We start from the raw sequence: 22,166 nt of genomic DNA, 5'->3' as shown, positions 1-22,166 counted from the left end.
ACGGACGCTGCGCGGGCCGGCCTCGCTCACACCGCCGCCGCGGCCCGCATGCGGGCGTACTCGATCTCCATGTCGGGTGGGCCGAAGCCGTGGTTGGCGTAGTCGGCGCGCATGGCCTCGATCGCGGCATCGAGATCGGCCGACGGGCCGCCCTCGGCGAGCAGCACCACCAGCGGCTCCCACATCGCGCCCCTGAAATCGCGTATGCCGCGCAGCGCCTCGAGGTAACGGCCCGGCCGGAGCAGGTCGAGCGCGGTGTGGGCGAGCTTCTCGGCCGCGCCGACCAGCAGCGCCGCGGCGTGGTCGAGCTCCTCGGTCGTCGTCACCGTCGCCGGGTGCCTGCCGGGGTCCAGGCGCAGGTGGTGGTAGCTGTCCTCCGGGCAGTGGCGGGTCTCGACGAACCCGATCCGGTAGGAGACAGCGTTTCCGTCCAACGGGATCGGAGGCTGACCCCAGCGGGCGGCGCGCCAGTTCACGTACTCCCACCACGCGACCGGCACCACACCGATGCCCACGCTGACGAAGATCGTGCCGCCGCGGACGCTGCGCATGACACTCCGTCCGACGTTGACCTGCGCGACGCCGTCGGTCGTGACCACCGACCAGCTCCCGCGGGTGCCGCGGAAGCCGAGCGGCCGCACCACGGCGCCGATGTCCTTGTTCAGCCGGTTCGTCGTCTGCGCGGGAGTGATCATCCGGTACACCGTAACCGCTCGACGCGCCCGGAGCTGGAGCCTCCCGAGGTTCGCCGCTCGCTCGGCCTACCGGGTGCGTCGCGACCGGGGCGGATGGTGCGCCGCCTGGAGGCTCGCCCTCGCTCCGGCCCGGCCGGGAGCCCGGCCGGGCGGGCCGGTGTCGTGCGGTACGGCGAAGCCCGGTGCACCCGGTGGCTCACGTCCTCGTGTACGTCGTGACCGTGGCGCCCGAGGCGAAGGTCCGGGTTTCGGCCAGCGCGAAGCCGGTCGGGGTGAACGGGCCGGCGAACAGCGGGATGCCGGCGCCGATGACGAGCGGGTAGCGCTTGATCGTCAGCTCATCGATCTCGATGCTCAGTTGGCCGGCCAACCTGCCACCGCCGCACAGCCAGATGTCCTTGCCCGGCTGCTGTTTGAGTCGGCGGACGAAGGCGACGGGGTCGCCGTCGACGACCTCCACCTGCGGATCCCACGCGGTGTCGGTGTGCGCGAAGACGTACTGCCGCAGGTGCGCGTACGGGCTGGTGATGCCCTTCTTGTACTCGGGTTCGTAGGTGCCGCGGCCCATCAGAACCGTGTCGAACCGCCGGTTTTCCGCGTCGGCCAGCCCCGCCAGCGAGCGAAACCGGGTCGGCACGGTTTCCGGCTGCTCCGCGTTCATGGCCGCCGCCAGGTCCGGGTCGATCGGGAAGAAGTCGAACTGTCCATCCGGGCCGGCGATGAAGCCGTCGAGGGTGGCGGCGATGTAGTAGGTCAGCTTTCGCATGCGAGTCCTTACTTGTTGCTGATGTGGCTCCGGGTGGCGCCGGCGGGCCGGCGGCCGACGGGTCAGCCGCGACCGCCGGGCTTCGGCAGCGGCCTCCGCGGTGCGACCGATCGCGGTACGGCGGTGTGCCGCCGGCGATCGTGACCGGATCGGTTGGTCAGCCTCCCCGAGGAGGCGGGCATGGGCTGGAGTCGAGTTCGGGCACCCGGCTGGGCCGGGGCGGGCGTGGCACGCGGCGCGAACGACGGCAGGTCAGTGGGGTCGGGGGCTCGCATCTGGTGATGCTCCTTAACACGTCAGGTGAAGTACTCCATCTGGAGTGGTTTGAATGTAGTACTACACTTGTAGCGGTGTCAACGGGGCAAGACGAGGAGGGCCTGTGCGCCAGAACCCGGAACGACGTACGGCGTTGCTCGACGCCGCCATCGAGGTCCTGGCCCGCAACGGGTCGCGCGGGCTGACCTTCCGCGCTGTCGATGCCCAGGCGGGGGTGCCGACCGGCACCACGTCGAACTACTTCACCAACCGAGACGACCTGCTCGACCAGATCACCCAACGGACCCGGGAGCGGTTGTCCCCCGCCGAGGCCACGGTGAGCAAGACCTTGCAGGCGCCACGGGACCGCCAACTGGTGACCCGCCTGATGCAGGACCTGCTGGAGCGCATGCGCCGTGACCGCAGCAGTTATCTCGCCATGCTGGAACTACGCCTGGAAGCCACCCGCCGACCCGAGTTGCGGGCGGCGCTGACGAAGGTGTTCACCGCGAACCTCCAGGACGGCATCCGCTTCCACCTCGGCGCGGGACTGCCCGGTGACGAGACCACAGTGGTCCTGCTCTACCTCGCCATGAGCGGACTGCTGGTCGACGAGCTGACGGTGCCCGACACGCTGGCCCCCTACTCGCAGGACCGGCTCGTCGCCGACATGGTCGAACGGATCGTCGGGCCCGGCGAGACCGGCCACTAGCGACCGGCACCGGGGAGCGGCCGACCATCCTGGGCGGTGCGGCTAGGGCGCCGGGTCGGTGCGGCGTGGTGCCGCTGGTTCGGCGAGGAGTCGGACCAGCAGCCAGGCCACGGCCGGCAGGGCGATCAGCGGCGTGAGTGCCGTGCGCAGCGACGTGGCGTCCGCGAGTGCGCCGATGAGCGGGCTGGCCAGGCCGCCGAAGCTGATCGTGAGGCCCAGCGTGATTCCGCTGGCGGTGCCGACGTGGTTGGGCAGGTAGTCCTGACCCAGCGTGACCTGCAGCGAGAACGGGATGTAGAGGCCGGCGGAGGTGAGCGCCACGAAAAGGTAGAGGGCCGGCCCGGGTACGAAGACCACCCCGGTGGCGGCGAGCAGCGTCAGGAGACAGGACCCGCGGACGACGGTGACCCGGTCCCGTCGGTCGGCCAGCCGACCGCCGACCACGGTGCCGACCGCGCCGCCCAGGTAGAGCAGGAAGAGCGCGACGGCGCCGGCCGCGGCGCCGCCGCCGGTGCGCTCCCGGGCGTAGAGCGAGATGAAGGTGCTGAAGCCGATGAAGACGACGGATCGGCACATCAGGGCCAGCAACAGGACGGCGAACGACCTGAGGTCGTCCTCGCCCGCCCGGGCCACGGCGCGGGAGCCGGACCCGGCATGCAGTGCGCGTAGCACCGGCACGCACAACGCGGCCCCGACCAGGGCGGGAATGATGAGCACCGGAGTCAGCCTCAGGCCGCCCCCTGCCACGACCACGGTGACCATGAGCGGCGCACAGGCGAAGCCGAGGTTCCCGCCGAGGGAGAACCAGCCCATCGCGGTGTGGCTGCCACGACTGGCCTGGCGGGCGAGGCGGGCCGACTCGGGGTGGTAGGCGGCCACACCGATGCCGGCGATGGCGACGAACACCAGCGTCAGCGCGTACGAACCACTGACGCCGCCGAGGGCGATGCCGATCCCGGCCAGCACGGTGCTGACCGGCAGCAGCCACGGCATCGCCCACCGGTCGGTCAGCGCGCCGAACAGCGGCTGCGCGAGCGAGGACAGCAACGAGGCGGCCAGCACGACGCCCGAGGCAGCGGCGTACGTGTACGACCGCTCCGCGATGAAGAACGGCACCAACGCGGCCACCGCACCCTGGTAGACGTCCACACACGCGTGCCCCACCGACAGCAGGGCGATCGATCTGCTCTTTCGCACGTCGCCATCCTGGCCAGCCGGCGACCTGTCGCGCTTCCGATAAACTGCCAACCGATGCCTGGAACCCGCCACGTCGCCGTCGCCCCGACCCGGGCCCAGTGGTTGGCCGCCGGAGCTCGCATCACCGCTCACCGGCACGACGACCACCAGATCGTCTACGCCGGTCGGGGCGTGCTCACGATCGACACGGACGCGGGCTCCTGGGTGGCGCCCGCGACCCGGGCGATCTGGATCCCCGCCGGGACCGTCCACGCACACCAGGCCCACGGCAGGTCCGAGCTGCACCTGGTCGGTCTGCCCGCGGAGGAGAACCCGTTGACGCTCGACCGGCCCACCGTGCTCAGCGTGGGTCCACTGCTGCGCGAGCTGATCCTGGCCTACACCCGCCAGCCGGACGACGCCAGCCCGGAGCGTGAACGGCTGCGCGGGGTCCTGCTCGACCAGCTCCGCATCTCGCCGCAGCAGCCCCTCCACCTGCCGAATCCCACCGACGCCCGGCTCGCCGCACTCTGCGCGGTCCTGCGCGCCGACCCGGCGGACGGACGCACGCTGGCCGCGCTGGGCCGCGAGGTCGGCGCGAGCGACCGTACGCTGACCCGGCTGTTCAGGTCCGAGCTCGGCATGAGCTTCCCGCAGTGGCGCACCCAGCTGCGCCTGCACCACGCGCTCCTGCTGCTCGCCGACGACACCCCGGTCACCACCGTGGCGCGGCGCTGCGGGTGGGCGTCCGCGAGCGCCTTCATCGACGTCTTCCGGCGGGCCTTCGGGCACACGCCCGGTACGCATCTGCGGTGAGCCGGGAGTCCGTCCGGCCCGCGCCGCCTGCCGTTGGCGCGCAGACGCCCGCGGGACAGGCCGGGCCCGCGGGCGTCTGCGCACCGGTTCAGCCGCGGCCCACCCCGGCGGTGGCTGGCTCGTCGGCCGCCCCCGTACTGGCTGGCGGACGTAGCAGCACGAGGACCGCCACCCCGGCGACCGCGGCCAGGACGGCGCTGATCAGGAAGATCCGGTCCAGACCCGCGGCGTAGGCGGCGCGCAGCACCGAGGCGGGTACGTGTCCGAGGAGTTCCTCGTACCCGCCGCTGGTGAGCTGCTTGGCCGCCGCCTGCGGTCCGGCGATGGCCCCGGCGCCAGTCAGGACGTCGCCGGCCTGACTGGTCACCACGGTGGCGAAGACGGGCAGCGCCAGGGCGTAGCCGAGTTGCCGGAAGGTGTTCGACGCGCCGTTGGCCATGCCGACGCGGTCCGGCGGCACCACGCTCAGCGCCGCGGAGGCCAGCACCGGCGTGCTCAAGCCCACGCCGATGCCGGCCACGCACAGTCCGGGCACGAGCGCGCCCCAGCCGGAGTCCGGGCCGACCATCGTGCACAGCGCGGTGCCCGCGGCGACGAGCAGCAGGCCCCACCCGATGCTGTGCCGTGGTGGGACGGCGTGCAGCAGCCGCCCGCCAGCGCCGGCCACCACGAACGCGACCACCGCCATCGGGGCAAGCACCAGCCCGGCCGTCATCGCGCCGAGGCCGAGCACCGACTGTGCCCACAGCGAGACGAACACCAGATTGGCGAAGGCCGCCGCGGTCAGCGCCGCCGCGCCGATCATCAGCACGGAGAACGCCGGTCGCCGGAACAACGCCAGGTCCAGCATCGGGTCGGCCCGGCGCCGCTCCAGCAGCAGGAACACCAGGGTCGCCGCCACGCCGGCGGCCAGCGCGCCCACCGTCACCGGGTCGGCCCAGCCCGCTTCGCCGGCGTGGATGAGGCCATAGACGACAAGCGTCGCGGCGACGGTGAAGCTCGCGACGCCGGGCACGTCGAGCCGCCCGGCGGCGGTGCCCCGACGGTCGGGTAGGGCCATTCGGGCGAACAGCACGGCCACCGCGGCGACCGGCAGGTTGACCAGGAAGATCGACCGCCAGCCCACGTGCTCGGTCAGCACCCCGCCGAGGATCGGCCCGGCGGCCGCCGCGGCGCCGTTTGCGGCGCCCCACACGCCGAACGCCACCGAGCGGTCCCGGCCGGCGTAGGCCGCGGCGAGCAGCGCGGCGTTGGTGGCGTACATCGCCGCCGCGCCGAGGCCCTGCACGCCCCGGGCGGCGATGAGTACGTCGATGTTCGGCGCCAGCCCGCAGGCGAGCGACGCGACCGCGAAGACGACCAGACCGGCGACGAAGACGCGCCGCTGTCCGAGCCGGTCGGAGAGCGAGCCGGCCGCCATGAGCAGAGCAGCCAGCACCAGGACGTACAGGTCGACGGTCCACTGCAGCGCGGCGAACGAGGAGTGCAGCTCAGCGGCGAGGTCCGGCGCGGCGATGCTGACGATCGTCAGGTCCACCAGCAGCATGAATGTGCTCAACGAGACCGCGAGCAACGGCAACCATTTGCGCATGACTCGAAAGCGTGCCCGCCGGCGGGTCATGCCGGCGTCCGCCCGCGCGAGGATGGCGGAATCCGACGCGCTGCTACGGTTCGGCGGTGGATCCACTCACGCTCGACGAACTCGACCGCCAACTCGCCCACGCGTTGCAGATCGACGGCCGCGCCCCGTTCAGCCAGATCGCCGCCGTGCTCGGCACGTCCGACCGCACGATCGCCCGGCGCTACCGGCGGCTGCGCTCGGCCGGCGCCCTGCGCGTGGTCGGGCTCCCCCACGCTGCGGCACTCGGCCACGTCGACTGGCTGGTGCGCATGCGGTGCACGCCCGACGCCGCGGTGCCGGTGGCCACCGCGCTGGCCCGCCGGGCCGACACCTCCTGGGTCACTCTCCTGTCCGGCGGTACCGAGATCACCTGCATCACCCGGACCCGGGCGCAGACCGCCGAGGGCGAACTGCTGTTGCAGAAGCTGCCCCGCTCGCCGCGCATCACGACCGTCACCGCGCACTGCATGCTGCGGGCCGTGGCCGGCACCAACGGCTGGCCCGGCCGCACCGCCGCGCTCGAACCGGCCCAGGTCGCCGCCCTACGTCCGGCACCGGACGCGGCCGCGCCGCCCGGCGAGCGGATCACGCTCACCACCGCCGACAACCACCTGCTCACCGCGCTGGCCAGGGACGGCCGCGCCAGCAACCCCTCCCTGGCGGCAGCCACCGGCTGGTCGGAGACGACCGTACGACGCCGCGTCGCGCAACTGCACCGGAGCGACGTGCTCTACTTCGACGTGGAGGTCGAGCCCGCCCTGTTCGGCTACACCGCCGAGGCGATGCTGTGGCTCACCGTCACCCCGGCCGCCCTGACCGCCGTCACCCGGGCGCTCGCGGCCCACCCGCAGATCGGCTACGCCGCGGCCACCACCGGGCCGGCGAACGTCGCGGCGTCCGTGATCTGCCAGGACTTGACCGCGCTGTACGAGTACCTCGCCAACGGCATCGGCGCACTTCCCGGCGTGTCGCGCGCGGAGACCGCGCCCGTCGTGCGGCGGGTCAAGGGCGCCGGCACGCTGCTGGTCCCGTAGTCGCCGGCCGGTCAGCGGCGTACCGCGCGCCAGCCGCACCCGCGAACGCGGTACGGACACGACCGCCGGCCGCGCCAAGCTCCGCCTCGACGGACGCTGGGTTCAGCGGATCGGGACGTTCTCGATCTTCCCGAACGGGCCGGCGTCGAAGGTCACCGCGGTCACCCCGGCGGGTGGGGCCGGGACGTACATGTAGGCCCGCTGCGGCTCGGCGCTGGTGAGACTGTGCGGTCGCCCGTCGAGGTGACGCTTGACGCCGTCGACGGTGACGTACGCGGTGCGGTACGCCGTGCCGGTCGCGGGATCCACCACGGCGAACGATGCGTACGACGGCCCGGGGTGGGTCGGTGACCGGAAATAGCCCCAGTGCGTGTCGAGCTTCGTCCCGGACGTGTTGGCCAGGTCGAAGACCGCCACCAGGTAGTCGCCGTCACGGTGGAACGGGCGCACGGTGAGGTGGAAGCGTACCGGTCCGGCCGAGTCACTGCGGCTGTCCGACGTGCCGTCGCGCTCGGCGACCACCGGTGTCTCCGCGGCCGGCGGGGCGGCGGAAGCCGGGGCGCCCGGCTGCGGTGTGACGGCGGTGGCGGCGGGCGGGTAGCTGATCTCGACGCGACGGTTGCGGGCCCGGCCGGCGGGGTTGTCGGAGCCGTCGGCGTTCCGCTCTTCGGCGAGGGGCTCGGTCTCGCCCTTTCCGGTGACCGTGAACCTGCGGTCGTCCCCCAGTGCGGTACGCAGCGCGGCGACGACCGAGCGGGCTCGCCGCTGCGAGAGCGCGAGGTTGTCGGTGTTCGAGCCGATGCCGTCGGTGTGCCCCACCACGGTGATCGCCTGGTCCGGCGCGGCCCTGGCGGCGATGTCCTCGGCGGCGGACCTGATCAGCGTGTGCGCCTCCGCGGTCAGCGTGGCCTTACCGAAGGGGAACAGGATGTCGGAGCGAAGCGCCACCGACCGCTGCTCGGCCGAGGTGAGGGTCTCCCGGTCCACGCCGGCACTGGGCCCGTACACGGCGGCGGCGAGGCTCCACGCGTCGGCCGCCGGCTCCACCGCCGGCAGCTCGACGACGGAGCCGGCGGGCCTGGGCGCGTTCAGCGCCATGAGCTCCTGGCCGGCGGCGGCGCCGTCACTGGCCGCCGGCTTGGCGGTATGGCTGCCGTTCGTGACCGGTACGCCGGTGAACTCGCCGGTGGTTCCGGGAGACAACACGGTCACCGCCGTGACGGTCGCCGGCAGCGGCGGGAAGTAGACCACCGCTGAGTAGTGCACACCGGGCTGGAGCGTGACGCCCCTGAGCCGGCTGCCGAAGCCCAGCCCGTCCACCCCCCGCTCCCGGTAACCGTGGTACAGCCGCCCGCCCACCGGATCGAGCAGCTTGAACCCGCCGAACGAGTAGTCGGAGCCCGAGTCGCCGAACCGGTCGATGCCCAGTTGCCCGGTCGACTCCAGGTTGGTCACGGTGACCCGCAGCACGGTGCGTGCGGTGTCGCGCAGGACGGCGTCGACGACCACCCGGAACCGCGCGTCGTTGGTCCGGCTCACGTCGAAGATTCCCTCCCGCGCGGCCGGCGTACCGGCCCCGACGGCTGCACCCGGCCGGGCGGGTGTGGAGGCATGGGGCCGCGCCTCGGTGGCCGGATCCGCGGTGCACGCCGTCGGTACGAGCAGCACCGGCATCAGGGCCAGAAGTGCGCGGCGGTAGGTGAAGATCCGCACCGGGGAATCGTAGTAGAACGGTCGGTACGCACCGGCACGCCCACCCGACGCATCGGCCACCTCGTCGCGCGACGGTAACGTCCGTCGCGTGGCTACCGACGTCGTCGAGGAGATCGCGGCGGCTGTCGCGGCGCGTGAGTCGATCAACGGCATCCGGATCATCGGCGTCGACGGTCCCAGCGGAGCGGGCAAGTCGCACCTGGCCGCCCGCCTCGCCGTCCGACTCTCCGCCCCCGTCATCGCCATCGACGACTTCGTCTCCTGGGACTGCTTCGCCGGCTGGTGGCCCCGCTTCGACGCCCAGGTGCTCACGCCGCTCGTCGCAGGCAGGGACGCGGTCTACCAGGCCAGGGACTGGAGCGACTGGTACGGCTCATCCCTCGGCGAGTGGAAGACCCAGCCCTGGTCGCCCACAGTCATCTTCGAAGGCGTCACCTGCACGCGCCGCGACACGGTCGGCCGGATCGCCTACGCCGTCTGGGTTGACGCGCCTGCACCGGTGCGACTGGCGCGCGGCCTCGCCCGCGACCGTTCCTTCGCTGGCGCCGGGGACCTGTGGAGACGCTGGATGATCGAGGAAGAGCGCTTCTTCACCGCCGACGCAACCCGGGGCCGCGCCGACATCGTCATCGACACCGCCGCGCACGGTTGTTGACCAACGCTTCCCACTCGGGGCGTCCGTCCAGCGGACGATCAATGGAAAGAGTCTATTCGCTCCTTTCCATTTTCAGAATATAACGCAGCGGGGGCCTTGCGGCAAGACCCGGGTCGTGCCGCACAATCGTCCGCCGAGGCCAGGATCCCGCAGAAATGGAACTCACAAATGCGTGCGTTGTTGTCGACATGTCGGCCGCGCGGGGTCGTCGAACCGCCGGTGGGGCCGGCGGTTCGGTTGCGGGAACCCGGCGCGGAGGTCCGGATGCGCGCGCCGACGGACGTCGGGTCCGCGCTCGGGGCGGACCCGACCGCCCAACCCGCGTACGGGCGAACGCCGCGGCCGGCACGATCCGCACCGGTGGAGCAGCGGTGACCGCGGCACTGCTGCTCGACCGGTCGGCCCCCGGCAAGGGCCGCGGCGCAGGGCCTCGCCACGCAATGGTTGCAAGCGACTTGAAACGGATTTGATGAATTGAATTTGACCGAGAGCGTTTTTGACCTTCCCGAGCACCTCTCCCCCAAGGCCGATTCGACGTTGATCGCCCGCGACGAGCGGCACTTCGCGGCCCTCGCGGAGAGCCTCGAACAGTTGTCCGCGGACCTGTCAAACCGCCTCGATGCCGCGCGCAGGGCGCCCGGCGGCAAGGGCCGGCAGGCGGTGGACCGGGACGAGGAGGTGCGCCGGCTGACCGCTCGCCTGCGCGCACTGCGTCGCTTCGGCCTGGACCTGTGCATCGGACGCATGGTCAGCGTGGACAACCCCGAGCCCGTGTACGTCGGACGACGGGGCCTCACGGACAGCGCGGGTCGTCGGCTGTTGCTCGACTGGCGCTCCCCCGCGGCGGAGCCGTTCTTCGGAGGGACCCATGCCAACCCGATGGGTCTGGCGAGCCGCCGCAGGTATCGCTGGACCCGCGGCCGGATCAGTGACTACTGGGACGAGGTGTTCACCGCGGACGGGTTCGAAGGGCACGCCGCGCTCGACGACCAGTCCGCCTTCATCGCCAGCCTGGGCGGCAGCCGGTCGAGCCGGATGCGGGACGTGCTCGGCACCATCCAGGCCGACCAGGACGCCATCATCCGGGCGGAGTCCCGCGGCGCTCTCGTCGTCGACGGCGGTCCGGGCACGGGGAAGACCGTCGTCGCCCTGCACCGCACCGCCTACCTCCTCTACGCCGATCCGCGTCTCGGTCCCCGCCGGGGCGGCGTGCTGTTCGTCGGTCCGCACCAGCCCTACCTGGCCTACGTCTCCGACGTCCTCCCCAGCCTCGGCGAGGAGGACGTGCAGACCTGCACCCTGCGCGACCTCGTGCCCGAGGGAGCCGCGGCCACCGTCGAGACCGACCCGGACGTGGCCCGCCTGAAGTCGTCCGCGGACCTGGTCAAGGCGATCGAGGCAGCCGTCAGGTTCTACGAGGAGCCGCCGGCCAAACCGATGACCGTCACGACGGGCGAGTCCGACATCTGGTTGAGCGCCGACGATTGGGCCCAGGCGTTCGAGGCGGCGGGGCCCGGCACCCCGCACAACGAGGCGCGTGACGAGATCTGGGCGGAACTGCTCACGATCCTGATGGAGAAGTACGACGGCGACGAGCCGGAGGATCTGGTCCGCAGGGCGCTGCTGCAGAACAGGGAACTGCGCACGACCTTCAACCGGGCCTGGCCGCTGCTCGAAGCGACCGACCTCGTCGGAGACCTGTGGTCGGTGCCCGCCTACCTGCACAGGTGCGCTCCGTGGCTCAGCCCCGACGAGATCCGGAAGCTACAGCGCGGCGACGCCCGGGCCTGGACGGTGTCCGACCTGCCGTACCTGGACGCGGCACGGCAGCGGCTCGGCGATCCGGAGGCGTCACGGCGCAACCGCCGGCACGACGCCACCGTCGCCGTCGAACGGGAACGCATGGCCACGGTCGTCGACGAACTGATCGAGGCCCACGCCTACGACGACGGCGAAGGGGTGCTGTCGAGCCTGCGCCAACTGGATCTTCAGGATGCCCTGGTCGACGAGGCCGCACTGCCCAGCGCCGAGCCGGACCGGCTCGCCGGCCCGTTCGCGCACATCGTCGTGGACGAGGCTCAGGAACTGACCGACGCGGAGTGGCAGATGTTGCTGCTCCGCTGCCCGTCCCGCAGCTTCACCATCGTCGGGGACCGCGCCCAGGCCCGGCACGGGTTCACGGAGTCGTGGCGGGAACGACTCGAGCGGATCGGGCTCGACCGGATCGCGACGGCCTCCCTGGGCATCAACTACCGGACGCCGGAAGAGGTCATGGCGGAAGCCGAGCCGGTCATCCGGGCCGCGCTTCCCGACGCCAACGTGCCGACCTCCATCCGCAGCGGCGGGGTCCCCGTCCTACACGGATCCGTCTCCGATCTGCGCTCCGTGCTCGACACCTGGCTCGCCGCGCACGCCGACGGGACCGCCTGCGTCATCGGCGATCCCACATTCCGACCGACGTCCCGCGTCCGGTCCCTGACCCCGGAGCTGTCGAAGGGGCTCGAGTTCGACCTGGTCGTCCTCGTCGACCCGGAGGCATTCGGCGAGGGCGTCGAAGGGGCGGTCGACCGCTATGTGGCGATGACGCGAGCGACCCAGCAACTCGTCATCCTCACGAGCCCCTGACGGCGATCACCACCTGATCATGAGGAACGCTATCCTCCGCCGGGTGCGCGAGGCGCCTGGGCGACCGCCGCCGATCGGGGAGATCCGACAACGGTGCCCGCGCCGCAACACTCCCGCGCCATCGCCGTCCACCATCCGACACCTTTAGCAGGGAGACGTTCGTGCGCAAGCTCGTCTACTACGTCGCCACCACCCTGGACGGGTTCATCGCCGGGCCCGACGGCGCGGATCCCACGGGTCCGGGCGGGTTCTGGCCGATCCCCGAGGACTACCTGGGGCACCTCGTCACCGAGTACCCGGAGACCCTGCCGGCCCCGGCCCGGGAGGCGCTCGGCGTCACCGCCGAGGGCACCCGGTTCGACACCGTCCTCGAGGGGCGCCACTCCTACGAAATCGGGCTGGACGCCGGCATCACCGACGCGTATCCGCACCTGCGCCACCTGGTGTTCTCACGCACGCTCGCCGAGAGCCCGGACCCGGCCGTCGAGGTGGTCTCCGGTGACCCGATCGCCACCGTACGCGCGCTCAAGCAGCAGGACGGCAAGGACATCTGGGTGATCGGCGGTGGCGCCCTGGCCGGCGCCCTCTATCCCGAGATCGATCGGCTCATCGTCAAGCTGGCCCCGTTGACCATCGGCGCCGGCATCCCGCTGTTCGGCCGCGACGCCGTCTTCGAGCCGCGCACCTGGAAGCTGGCTGATCACACCGTACTCGGCAGCGGCGCGCTGTTCCTGACCTACGACCGCGCCGGTCAGGAGCCGGCGTAGTCGGAGCGGCTCACCGGCGAAGGCCGCCGGGAGTGATCCGGAACAGTGTGGCGTCGGCACCGTAGAAGGTGCCGTCGCGTTCCGGACGCATGCCCACCTTGTGCAGCAGGTGGCGGGAAGCCGTGTTCTCGTGGCGCACGACCGCGACGATGGACGACAACCCACACTGGTCGAACCCGGTTCTGCCCCTTCGGCCAGGCGAAACCGCCGTCCGCGGCCAGGGTCACCCGGTCATACATCGGCCACGAGGACGAACCCGACGTGCCGGTGAACCAGTACAGCGAGGCGTTGGTCAGCAGCATGTCCCGGTCGATGGTCTGCCGGCCGCCGCCAACTGACGGATCACCCCGGCCGTACGCGGGCGGCTGACCAGCATCGCCCAGTGGCCGGACGAGGTGTCTGGTGATGCGTCCGGTGAACGGGGCTGTGACGCTGCCCGGCGGGCCGGCGGACGCCGGCGCGGTGGGTCGCCAGAGCATGACCTGTGCCCCGCGGCCCGCGGCGCGGGCGGCGATCCGCCCACCCCGGTCGGGTGCCGCCGGCCGCCGGGGCGGCCGACGCCGGGGACCCGGGCTCTGGCAGCGCAACGGCTGGTCCGGCAGTGGCCCGGGCAGGCCCGGACGCCGCATACGCCCGACGGTCGATACCGCCCGCGCGTCCGTCGGGCGTCATGCGGGCGCGAATCGGGCGCCGCACCGATTGGATCGACAACCGACGGCATGCGCCGGTCGGGCACGGCCCCTACGCGGCCGTGGGCAGAACCGCAGGGAAGCAGCAGGCGCGAGCCGCGACAGGTGGTCGCGACACGGGGAGGAGGAAAGCCTTGGCGGAAAGCATGACCGGGTGGCCAGAAATGACACGGGACACGATGCGAGGCTAATTCCGTTCGAGACGTCGGAGGAAATTGTTATGCACACGAAGGTCCGCCACATTCTCAGTGCGCTGCTACCGATGGTCGTCACCATCGGCGGCGTGGCGATCGCCGATCCGGCCTCTGCCGCGCCCCCGGCCCGTTGCACTCAGGAGGGGTTCAGCAACGGCCGCACCGTCACCGCCGACAACGCCTGGAACGGCAACGGTGCCGTAGTGAGAGCCACGCTGTGTTGGCAGCGGATGGCCGGCACCGATCTGTACCACACCAAGACCTGGTACTCGGTCACCGACAACGCCAGGAACGGCGCCGGCGCGACCATATATTTTCACTACAACCGGGGCGACAGGATGTACGACTACGTCCCGCCGGTCGAGCATCGCGCCTGGGAGTTCGGTGAGACCGTCAGCTGGGTGAAGACCATCGACTACGCCAAGAACCTGTACGTCGTGGCGTGCCTCACCAACGCCGACAGAGCGGTGCACCACTGCGGGAACGAAGCGTAGTCGGCCGGCACCAGGTCGGGGTCCGCCGACGGCGAACCCCGACCTGGTGAACCTCATTGGACCCGCGTCGACCCTGTCTGCGCATCATGGGACGGCGCGGGAACGCGTTGAGGACACGGGCACCAGCAGCTGGCCGAGCACCGGTAACCGCCGGCGGCAGGCACAGCGACGCTTCCCATTCGACGGCAGCGAGGGTCCCGCGTGTCAGACCCGCGGGAGTGCCGGAAGGGACAGTCGACGACCGGTGGGTACGGCCGTCGGATCGCCTCGACGGGACCGACCGCACGGCGGCCAACCCAGGTGGCATCATCCATGCCCATGTGCGTGGATGCGTGGCACGGGTCCTGCCGGGTTGACTTCCGGGTCCTGGGGACGGTGCAGGCCCACAACGATGATGGCGCGATCGCGCTGCGCGGCAAGCACAGATCCCTACTCTCGGTGCTGTTGCTGCAGGCAAACCAGGTTGTCTCCATCGACAGGCTCGCCGAGGCGTTGTGGGGGCTGTCACAGCCCGGCAACGCATCCGGACGGGTTCGTACGCTCATCTCGGAGGTGCGGCGCGCGTGGGGCCGTGACGACGATTTGATCGTCACGGAGTCGCCCGGCTACCGGTTGCGGCTGGCGGCCGGCCGGTTGGACCTCGACCGGTTCGCGGCAGATGTGGAGCGGGCCCGGAAGGCACTCGCCGGCGGGCACCCGCGGGCCGCCGTGACCTGCTTCGACGAGGCGCTGGCGTGGTGGCGCGGGGCCCCGTTGGGCGGGGCCAGCGGGCCGTTCGCCGAAGCGCACGCCGCCCGGTTGGCGGAGTTGCGCCTGCGCGCCGTGGAGGAGCGCGCGGAGGCGATGCTGGCCGCCGGTCGCCATGTCGAGGTCGTTACCGAGCTCGGCCGGTTGGTCGCCGAGCATCCGTTGCGTGAACGGCCACACGGCCACTTGATGACCGCGCTGTATCGCGACGGGCGGCGCGGTGAAGCCCTGGAGGTGTTCCGCGGGCTCCGGGTCCGGTTGAGCGAGGAACTCGGTCTGGAACCGACTGCCCAGCTACAGCAACTCCATCGGCAGATCCTGACGGGTGACCGCGCGTTGGAGGGCGGCGCCCGGCCGGTCGGCAACCAGGCGCGGACCTCCACCGCTCGGCGCTCGGCGGGCGCTTCGGGATTCGTCGGCCGCGGTCGTGAGCTGGAGCGGCTCGACGCCCTGGGCGCCGGCCATGAGCGGCTGGTGCTCATCGTGGGCCCCGCCGGGGTGGGCAAGACGAGCCTGGCCGCGGATTGGGCGAGACGTGCGGCGTCGCGGTTCCCGGACGGGCAACTGTTCGTCGACATGCGCGGCTTCCACACCGGGCAGCGAATGACGGCAGAGCACGCGTTTCCGCTGTTGCTTGTCGCTCTGGGGGTGACCGCGGAGCAGGTTCCGGTCAGCGTCGACGGCCAGGCCGCGCTGTATCGATCGCTGTTGGCCGGTCGGCGGGTGCTGATAACACTCGACAACGTGGCGGCTGCGGAGCAGGTTCGGCCGCTGCTACCGGCCGAACCCGGCTGTCTGTTGCTGGTGACCAGCCGCGACCGGCTCAGCGGACTGGTGGCCGTGGACGGTGCGCACCGGCTCAACCTCGACGTGCTGTCCGCCGCTGACGCCGTCGAGGTGTTGGCTCACGCCGCCGGCACGGCCCGGATCGACGCCGACCGTGCCGCGCTGGTGAAGCTCGCGGACCTGTGTGGCGGCCTGCCGTTGGCCTTGCGCATTGCCGGGGCCCGGCTCGCCGACCGGCCCGACCTCGGCGTGCGCCGCCATGCCGACGAGTTGGCCACGCGCGGCGCGATGGCCCGCCTGGAAATCGACGGCGACGGCGCCGCCAGCGTGCGGAACACCTTCGCCATGTCGTACGCGGCGCTACCGCCCGGCCCGCAGCGGGTGTTCCGACGGATCGGCTCGGTGCCGGCGCCGGCCGGCCTGACGGCCGCCGCGCTGGCGGCGCTCGACGGTCGGCCGTTGGCCGAGGTCGAGCCGATGATCGACATGCTGGCCCGGTTGCACCTGGTGAAGATCACCGAGCAGGGCCGACTGATGTGCCACGACCTGCTGTCGCAGTACGCCGCTGAACTCACCGACCGACACGATCCGGCCGGCGAGCGGACCGCGGCGACCGACCGGCTGCTGCACTTCTACCTGTACGCCGCGGACCAGGCGGCCAGCGTCGTCATCGGGCGATCGCGGCTGCGGTTGCCCCGCGACCCCCTGCCGCCCGGCGTCTCGCCCATCGGGTTCGCCGAACAGGCCGAGGCCCGAGACTGGATCACCGTGGAGTGGCCCAATCTCGTCGCCGCCCTTGATGACGCAGCCATGTCCGGTCGCCACCGGATCGTCTGGCAGCTCGCCGACGCGCTGCGCGACTTCCTGCAGATGCAGGCGCCACCGGCCCAGGGGCTGCAGATCATGCAGATGGGACTGGCCGCCGCCCAGCACAACGGCGATCTGCTCGGCGAGGCCGCCACGCGGCAGAGCCTGAGCTACCTCCACTGGCGCACCGCCGACTACCAGGCGGTGCTCGACGAATGCGGGATCGCGGCGGAACTCGCACATCGTGTGGGCTGGCGGCACGGCCAGTCGGCGGCCCTGTGCAACAGCGGAATCGCGCTGGCTCAACTGGGCCGGACCCGACCGGCGATCCGGCGTCTGGCGCAGGCGCTGGCCATCGATCGTGAGATCGGTGACCGGATCGGCCAGGCCGGAAAACTCATCAACCTCGCTGCCGCGCACGAGCAGCTCGGCGAGCTGACCACGGCCGCCGAATTCTGCGAACTCGCGCTGCCCCTGGCTCGTGAGACCGGCCAGCACCAACGATGGTCCGTCGCCCTGGAGAACCTCGGGAGGGTCCGCTGCGAGCAGGGACACCTCACCGCCGCACTCGACGCGCTCGCCCAGGCGCTGAACATCACCAGGGCCATCGGTGCTCCGCACGAGGAAGCCGCCGTGCTGACCACGACGGGACTCGTCCACTGCGACGCGGGGAGGTACGACGCGGCCGCCACCGCGTTGACCACCAGCATCGCCATCGCCCGCCGCGCCGCGGACACCCGGCTGGAAAGCTTCGCCCACACCGGCCTGGCCCGCGTTCGGACACGCCAAGGTCTGCTGGACGACGCGGCGGAATCCCTCGCCACCGCACTGTCCCTCATCGACCAGATCGCCCACCACCGGGGCAACGTGGAGGCGCTGCTGACGCTCGCCGAACAGCACATGGCCAGGCGCGAGCACCGCGCCGCCCACGAACACGCCAGCCGAGCTCTCACCCTGGCCGGCGAGTCCGGGTACGCGCTCCTGGCCGCCCAGGCACACCGCCGCATCGGCGCGGCGTGCCTCGCCCTGACAGACACGGCGGGATGCCTGGAGCACTGCCGCCGGGCGCTGGCAGCGCAGCATCGGTCCGGTCAGCGGCTCGAGCAGGCCCGGACGCTGCTCACCCTCGGTCACGCCTACGACCGGTTGGGGAAGACCGAGTTGGCCGAGTCGCACCGGCGCCAGGCCCGGACGATCTTCGAGCAGATCGGCATACCGGCGGAGCTGCCCTCCTGACCGACCGTCCGTGCCTCCGCCGGGCGCCGAGCGGGCGGAAATCGGGCGCTCGCCCGGTTGGATCGAGAACCGACGCAAGCCCCGGTCTGAACGGTCAGCAATCGATCGTGGCCGGCACGTGACGAAGGAAGGATCCCGGATGCGGATCGCACGACGACTCAGCCTGCTCGCCGCCGTGATGGCGGCCGTTCTCGTGGGGGCCGGCGCGCCGGCGCATGCCGCTGAGCCACCCGCGAACATCCACTGGCTCTACACGACGACGGGCAGCGGCGCGATGTTCTTCGACGCCGATCTGGAGGGATATCCGTCGTACGAGAAGATCACCGTGTGTGACAACAGGACCGACGACCGTGGGATCTACGCACTTCTCGAGGGAGTGGACCCGCACGGCGACGGTCCCACGGACTACGTCTACTACGAGTTCCGGGATCCGTCCAACGACGGCCAGTGCCGTTCGTGGGCCACGAACTACTTCGCCGACGGCTACAAGGTGCGCGCCGAGGTCTGCGAGTACCACGGCGAGATCCTGGAGTACTGCCGATGGGGCAGCGGTGTGGCGTAGGGCGACGAGACGAGACGGGTGAGGGTCCGAAGGCCGGGGTGGCGCCCGGCCCGACCGTGATCCGTACGGGCACGGTGCCGGCGACCCTCTGGCGCACCGCCGCACCCGGGGGGCATGCTGTGCCGATGGGCGTACGGGTCGAGCGCGACGGGCCGGTGACCACGGTGATCCTGGACCGGTCGGCGGCGCGCAACGCGGTCGACGGGCCGACGGCCCGGGCGCTGGCCGACGCGTTCCGCGCCTTCGACGCCGACCCCGGCGCGGCCGTGGCCGTGCTCTGGGGTGCCGGCGGCACGTTCTGCGCCGGGGCCGACCTGAAGGCGATCGGCACCCCGAGCGGCAACCGGGTGGAGCCGGAGGGGGACGGCCCGATGGGCCCGACCCGGATGGCGCTCGGCAAGCCGGTGATCGCCGCGATCTCCGGCCATGCCGTCGCCGGTGGGCTGGAGCTGGCGCTCTGGTGCGACCTGCGGGTGGCCGAGGCCGACGCGGTGCTCGGGGTGTTCTGCCGGCGCTGGGGGGTGCCGCTGATCGACGGGGGGACGGTCCGGCTGCCCCGGTTGATCGGCGAGAGCCGGGCGATGGACCTGATCCTGACCGGCCGGCCGGTGCCGGCCGAGGAGGCGTACGCGATGGGGCTGGTGAACCGGCTGGTCCCGCCGGGTGCGGCGCGCGCGGCGGCCGAGCGGCTGGCCGCCGAGATCGCCCGGCACCCGCAGACGTGCCTGCGCAACGACCGGGCCGCCGTGTTGGCCGGCGCCGGCCAGCCGGAGCCGGCGGCGCTGGCGACCGAGCTGGCGTACGGGATGGACTCGCTGGCCGCCGACGCGGCGGCCGGGGCGGCGCGGTTCGCGGCCGGCGCGGGCCGCCACGGCGCCCCGGCCCACTGACCCCGCACCGCCACGACCGGGTTCCGGCCCGCCCGACGCGGCGCGGTCGTCGCGCTGAGCCGCGCCGGACCTTGGCGGCGGGTTACGCCTGTGCGGTGGATTCGCCCACCGGCCGGGGTGGCTCCTAGCAGCACCGGGTGCGTGTGAAGTCACTTGCCGCCGTGCTCGCCCTGACCATCGCCGGGGCGGGCCTGCCCGCCTGTGTGGGCGCCTCCGACGGCGGCGCACCGCCGACCCCGGTTGCCGCGTCGGCGCCGGCCGGCGACGTCGGAGCGACCGGCCCGAGGGTGGTGCCGGGAGCCCGTTGCGGCCTCGGCGGGCCCGGCGCGAGTGCCAGCCCGAAGCCCTCGACGAAGGCCGGGACGCTGAGAGCCGGCAACCCGAACGGCGGTGCGGACGTGCCGGCCGAGGCGCGGGCCGTCGACACGTCGAGGCCGACCCGGACGATCGGCAGCGGCACCGCTGCCAGCTGCACCTCGGCCGCGGTGGTCGAGGCGGTCGCGGCCGGCGGCGTCATCACCTTCGACTGCGGGTCGGAACCGGTGACGATCAAGATGACGGCAACCGCCAAGGTCCGCAACGCCAACGGGCCGAGGGTGGTGCTGGACGGCGGCGGCAAGGTCACCCTCAGCGGCCAGGGGCAACGGCGGATCCTCTACATGAACACCTGCGACAGCGCACAGGGCTGGACCACCTCGCACTGCCAGAACCAGGACCACCCGCAGCTCACCGTGCAGAACCTGACCTTCGCCGACGGCAACTCCACCGGCGAGCGGGCCGAGGGCGGCGGCGGGGCGATCTACTGCGACGGCAACGAGTTCGCCGTCCGCATCGCCGGCACGATCATCGAGGGCAACCGGGCGAACGAGGGTGGCGGAGCCGTCTTCTTCGTCAGCAACGACCGCACCGGCACCATGCGGGTCGAGAACTCCACCCTGCGCCGCAACCCGAGCGGCGGCTTCGAGACGCGCGGCTACCCCGGCATCTTCTTCCTCGGCGCCCGCAACCCCACGGTTACCAACTCCAAGCTGAGCTGAACCGCGCCGCCCGACGGGTCGGGGGCGGGATGGCTCCCGCCCCCGCCTCTTCGGCCAGGGACAGCTCAGCCGCAGTTGCCCCAGCTGTCCCGGCCAGCGCGCTGCCAGCTGGTGAAGTACATGACCTCGCCGCTGTACATCACACACTTGTCCACGGCGGAGCGCTGGATCGCGGCGTAGTACTTGAAGTTTCCAGAGTCGTAGACCCAGGACCCGCCCTCCACCCGAATTCCCGCGGAGACCCCGGTGGTCGAGCCAACGGCCACCCGCTTGAGGGTGGCGACACAGTTGTACCCGGTGGCGCCGTTGTACATCAGGTAGACGTCGCCCACCTTGGTGCCGTCCGACGCGTAGATCGACCGGTGGCCGTCGCTGGCGTACGCCCACGAGCCTCCGAAGTCGTTGTTGCACGCCTGCGCTGCGGTGTACGGATTCGTGGCGGCCTGAGCGGGCGAGGCGAGCGTCACCGCCGCAACGGTCGCGGAGAGAATCGAGATGGCCAGTCGTCGCGCTGATCCGCGCACACGTACCTCCAAGTGCTGTGGCGCGAGGATCGCGCACATGAGCCGCCATGATCCCACAGTGGATGATCATCGAATCCGGGGCCGCGCCCGGACCGTCGCACCGCCGTCCGCTGCCGCGCCAGCTCGGCGCCGGACGCGCCTCCCCCGCCGCAGCGCCGGCTGTGCTGGCCGTTGGCGGGGCGCCTTGGGAACCCCCACCTGCGCGGGCATGGCAGCTGAGTGGGCGTGGATGTCCGAGACGGGGCGTCCGGTGCGTGCGCCGGATTCCCGACGAATCCGGTTGGCGACAGGCGTAGCCTCTTCACCCGCGCCACCGGCCTTGACAGTCTGCTCCCGACAGGTAACCCATCGGACTGGGCGGGTCGAGAGCCATGGCGAAGCGTTGGTTGATCACGGGGTGTTCGAGCGGACTCGGTCGTGCCCTCGCGGCCCGGCTCGCCGCCGAGGGAGAGCAGGTGGTGGCGACGGCCCGACGGCCGGAAACCCTCGACGGGTTGGTGGCCCGGCATCCGGGCAACGTGCTGGCCGCCGCCCTGGACGTACGGGATCCGGCGCAGTGCGCGGAGGCGGTCGGGCGGGCGGTGGACGCCTTCGGCGGCGTCGACGTCCTTGTCAACAACGCCGCCTACGGCCAGTTCGGCACCTTCGAGGAGGTCACGGACGCGGAACTCGCCGCGCAGTTCGACACCAACGTGTTCGGGCCGTGGCGGCTCACCCGGGCCCTGCTGCCGGTGTGGCGCGCGCAGCGCCGCGGGCACGCGGTCTTCGTCAGCTCGGTCGCCGGCATGGTGCCCTTCCCCGGGCTGGCCGCGTACACCGCGAGCAAGTTCGCGGTGGAGGGAGCGGCCGAGTCGCTGGCCGCCGAGGCCGGGCACCTCGGGGTAAAGGTCACCATCCTGCAGCCGGGCGGCTTCGCCACCGGGTACAGCGCCAACCTGGTCATGCCGGAGCACCGGATCGCGGACTACACGCCGGTCAGCGACGGCCTGCTCGGCGCGCTGCGCAGCATGAACACCAAGGCTGAGGTGAACTCCCCCGAGCTCTTCGCGGACGTGGTCTGGCGGCTCGGCCAGATGGAGTCACCGCCACTGCGGCTGCCGGTGGGACCGGATTCGGAGACGTTCCTGGAGGCCGCCTACGACGCCCGGCGCAGCGAGTACGACCAGGTCGTCAAGGCGGGTCATCACACCCTCGCGTGACCCCGCCCGGGCTCGGTGCCGGCCCAGCGCCCGCCGCTCGGGCAGCCCGGCACCCTCCGGAAACGCGCTGCGCTTCACCCAACCCCGCAGCGACGGTCCGGCAATCGCGTCGCGGCAGGCACCCGCCACCGGCCACCTACACCACGACATGGGATGTGGCCCCGGT

19 protein-coding genes are annotated in these 22,166 nt (G+C 72.1%); 12 read left to right on the top strand and 7 right to left on the bottom strand.

Features of this window, described 5'->3' with window-relative positions; translation table 11 throughout:
• Positions 1-26: 26 nt before the first annotated feature.
• The gene (locus tag ACGF7U_RS28880) at positions 27-695 is read right to left on the bottom strand and encodes a hypothetical protein (RefSeq protein ID WP_393111985.1); all 669 of its coding nucleotides are present in this window, start codon (positions 693-695) and stop codon (positions 27-29) included.
• 196 nt (positions 696-891) lie between these two features.
• Positions 892-1,461, bottom strand: coding sequence for a dihydrofolate reductase family protein (locus tag ACGF7U_RS28875; protein WP_393111983.1), 570 nt, complete (start codon positions 1,459-1,461; stop codon positions 892-894).
• Between the two features lie 379 nt (positions 1,462-1,840).
• On the opposite strand from ACGF7U_RS28875, the gene ACGF7U_RS28870 reads away from it, so the two are divergent.
• Positions 1,841-2,428: a TetR/AcrR family transcriptional regulator gene (locus ACGF7U_RS28870; RefSeq protein WP_393111981.1), complete on the top strand. Its 588-nt coding sequence runs from the start codon at positions 1,841-1,843 to the stop codon at positions 2,426-2,428.
• A 42-nt stretch (positions 2,429-2,470) separates the two neighbouring features.
• Here ACGF7U_RS28870 and ACGF7U_RS28865 read toward each other — a convergent pair whose 3' ends face one another.
• A complete protein-coding gene (locus tag ACGF7U_RS28865) occupies positions 2,471-3,625 on the bottom strand; it encodes an MFS transporter (RefSeq protein ID WP_393111979.1) in 1,155 nt (384 codons plus the stop codon).
• A gap of 54 nt (positions 3,626-3,679) precedes the next feature.
• Between ACGF7U_RS28865 and ACGF7U_RS28860 the strand changes: the two genes are divergently transcribed.
• On the top strand, positions 3,680-4,420 hold the full coding sequence (locus tag ACGF7U_RS28860) for an AraC family transcriptional regulator (RefSeq protein ID WP_393111977.1): 741 nt from the start codon (positions 3,680-3,682) through the stop codon (positions 4,418-4,420).
• Positions 4,421-4,508: 88 nt separating this feature from the next.
• Here ACGF7U_RS28860 and ACGF7U_RS28855 read toward each other — a convergent pair whose 3' ends face one another.
• Positions 4,509-6,011 (bottom strand): MFS transporter, encoded by a 1,503-nt coding sequence (locus tag ACGF7U_RS28855; RefSeq protein WP_393111975.1) that lies wholly within the window; start codon positions 6,009-6,011, stop codon positions 4,509-4,511.
• Between the two features lie 86 nt (positions 6,012-6,097).
• On the opposite strand from ACGF7U_RS28855, the gene ACGF7U_RS28850 reads away from it, so the two are divergent.
• A complete protein-coding gene (locus ACGF7U_RS28850; protein ID WP_393111973.1) occupies positions 6,098-7,075 on the top strand; it encodes an Lrp/AsnC family transcriptional regulator in 978 nt (325 codons plus the stop codon).
• Positions 7,076-7,177: 102 nt separating this feature from the next.
• Here the strand turns inward: ACGF7U_RS28850 and ACGF7U_RS28845 are convergent, their stop codons facing one another.
• Positions 7,178-8,788 (bottom strand): OmpA family protein, encoded by a 1,611-nt coding sequence (locus ACGF7U_RS28845; RefSeq protein WP_393111971.1) that lies wholly within the window; start codon positions 8,786-8,788, stop codon positions 7,178-7,180.
• Positions 8,789-8,876: 88 nt separating this feature from the next.
• Between ACGF7U_RS28845 and ACGF7U_RS28840 the strand changes: the two genes are divergently transcribed.
• The 3 genes from ACGF7U_RS28840 to ACGF7U_RS28830 all read left to right on the top strand — a co-directional run bounded on the left by ACGF7U_RS28840 (position 8,877) and on the right by ACGF7U_RS28830 (position 12,835).
• Entirely contained in the window at positions 8,877-9,443 is a 567-nt protein-coding gene (locus ACGF7U_RS28840) for a uridine kinase (RefSeq protein WP_393111969.1), read from the top strand.
• Between the two features lie 480 nt (positions 9,444-9,923).
• Positions 9,924-12,068, top strand: coding sequence for an RNA polymerase recycling motor ATPase HelR (gene helR / locus ACGF7U_RS28835; protein ID WP_393112003.1), 2,145 nt, complete (start codon positions 9,924-9,926; stop codon positions 12,066-12,068).
• 161 nt (positions 12,069-12,229) lie between these two features.
• Positions 12,230-12,835 carry a dihydrofolate reductase family protein gene (locus ACGF7U_RS28830; protein WP_393111967.1) on the top strand — a complete coding sequence of 202 codons (606 nt, stop codon included), beginning with the start codon at positions 12,230-12,232 and terminating at the stop codon, positions 12,833-12,835.
• A 10-nt stretch (positions 12,836-12,845) separates the two neighbouring features.
• Here the strand turns inward: ACGF7U_RS28830 and ACGF7U_RS28825 are convergent, their stop codons facing one another.
• Entirely contained in the window at positions 12,846-12,974 is a 129-nt protein-coding gene (locus ACGF7U_RS28825; protein ID WP_393111965.1) for a hypothetical protein, read from the bottom strand.
• Between the two features lie 770 nt (positions 12,975-13,744).
• Between ACGF7U_RS28825 and ACGF7U_RS28820 the strand changes: the two genes are divergently transcribed.
• The 5 genes from ACGF7U_RS28820 (at position 13,745) to ACGF7U_RS28800 (ending at position 20,277) form a co-directional block, all read left to right on the top strand.
• Positions 13,745-14,212 carry a hypothetical protein gene (locus ACGF7U_RS28820; protein ID WP_393111963.1) on the top strand — a complete coding sequence of 156 codons (468 nt, stop codon included), beginning with the start codon at positions 13,745-13,747 and terminating at the stop codon, positions 14,210-14,212.
• 318 nt (positions 14,213-14,530) lie between these two features.
• On the top strand, positions 14,531-17,788 hold the full coding sequence (locus ACGF7U_RS28815; RefSeq protein WP_393111961.1) for a BTAD domain-containing putative transcriptional regulator: 3,258 nt from the start codon (positions 14,531-14,533) through the stop codon (positions 17,786-17,788).
• 139 nt (positions 17,789-17,927) lie between these two features.
• Positions 17,928-18,350: a hypothetical protein gene (locus ACGF7U_RS28810; protein ID WP_393111959.1), complete on the top strand. Its 423-nt coding sequence runs from the start codon at positions 17,928-17,930 to the stop codon at positions 18,348-18,350.
• Positions 18,351-18,475: 125 nt separating this feature from the next.
• Positions 18,476-19,240 carry a crotonase/enoyl-CoA hydratase family protein gene (locus ACGF7U_RS28805; RefSeq protein WP_393111957.1) on the top strand — a complete coding sequence of 255 codons (765 nt, stop codon included), beginning with the start codon at positions 18,476-18,478 and terminating at the stop codon, positions 19,238-19,240.
• Positions 19,241-19,383: 143 nt separating this feature from the next.
• Positions 19,384-20,277: a hypothetical protein gene (locus tag ACGF7U_RS28800; protein WP_393112001.1), complete on the top strand. Its 894-nt coding sequence runs from the start codon at positions 19,384-19,386 to the stop codon at positions 20,275-20,277.
• Positions 20,278-20,342: 65 nt separating this feature from the next.
• Here ACGF7U_RS28800 and ACGF7U_RS28795 read toward each other — a convergent pair whose 3' ends face one another.
• Complete coding sequence (locus ACGF7U_RS28795; RefSeq protein ID WP_393111955.1) at positions 20,343-20,744, bottom strand: hypothetical protein; 402 nt, start codon at positions 20,742-20,744, stop codon at positions 20,343-20,345.
• Between the two features lie 428 nt (positions 20,745-21,172).
• Here ACGF7U_RS28795 and ACGF7U_RS28790 point away from each other — a divergent pair, with 428 nt between their 5' ends.
• Positions 21,173-22,000, top strand: coding sequence for an SDR family oxidoreductase (locus ACGF7U_RS28790; RefSeq protein ID WP_393111953.1), 828 nt, complete (start codon positions 21,173-21,175; stop codon positions 21,998-22,000).
• The last annotated feature ends 166 nt before the right edge of the window (positions 22,001-22,166 follow it).

The organism is Micromonospora sp. NPDC047670, from assembly GCF_043204915.1.
Classification (GTDB): Bacteria; Actinomycetota; Actinomycetes; order Mycobacteriales; family Micromonosporaceae; genus Micromonospora.
The sequence above is the reverse complement of the archived record's forward strand: the minus strand, read 5'-3'. Positions and strand labels throughout refer to the sequence as shown.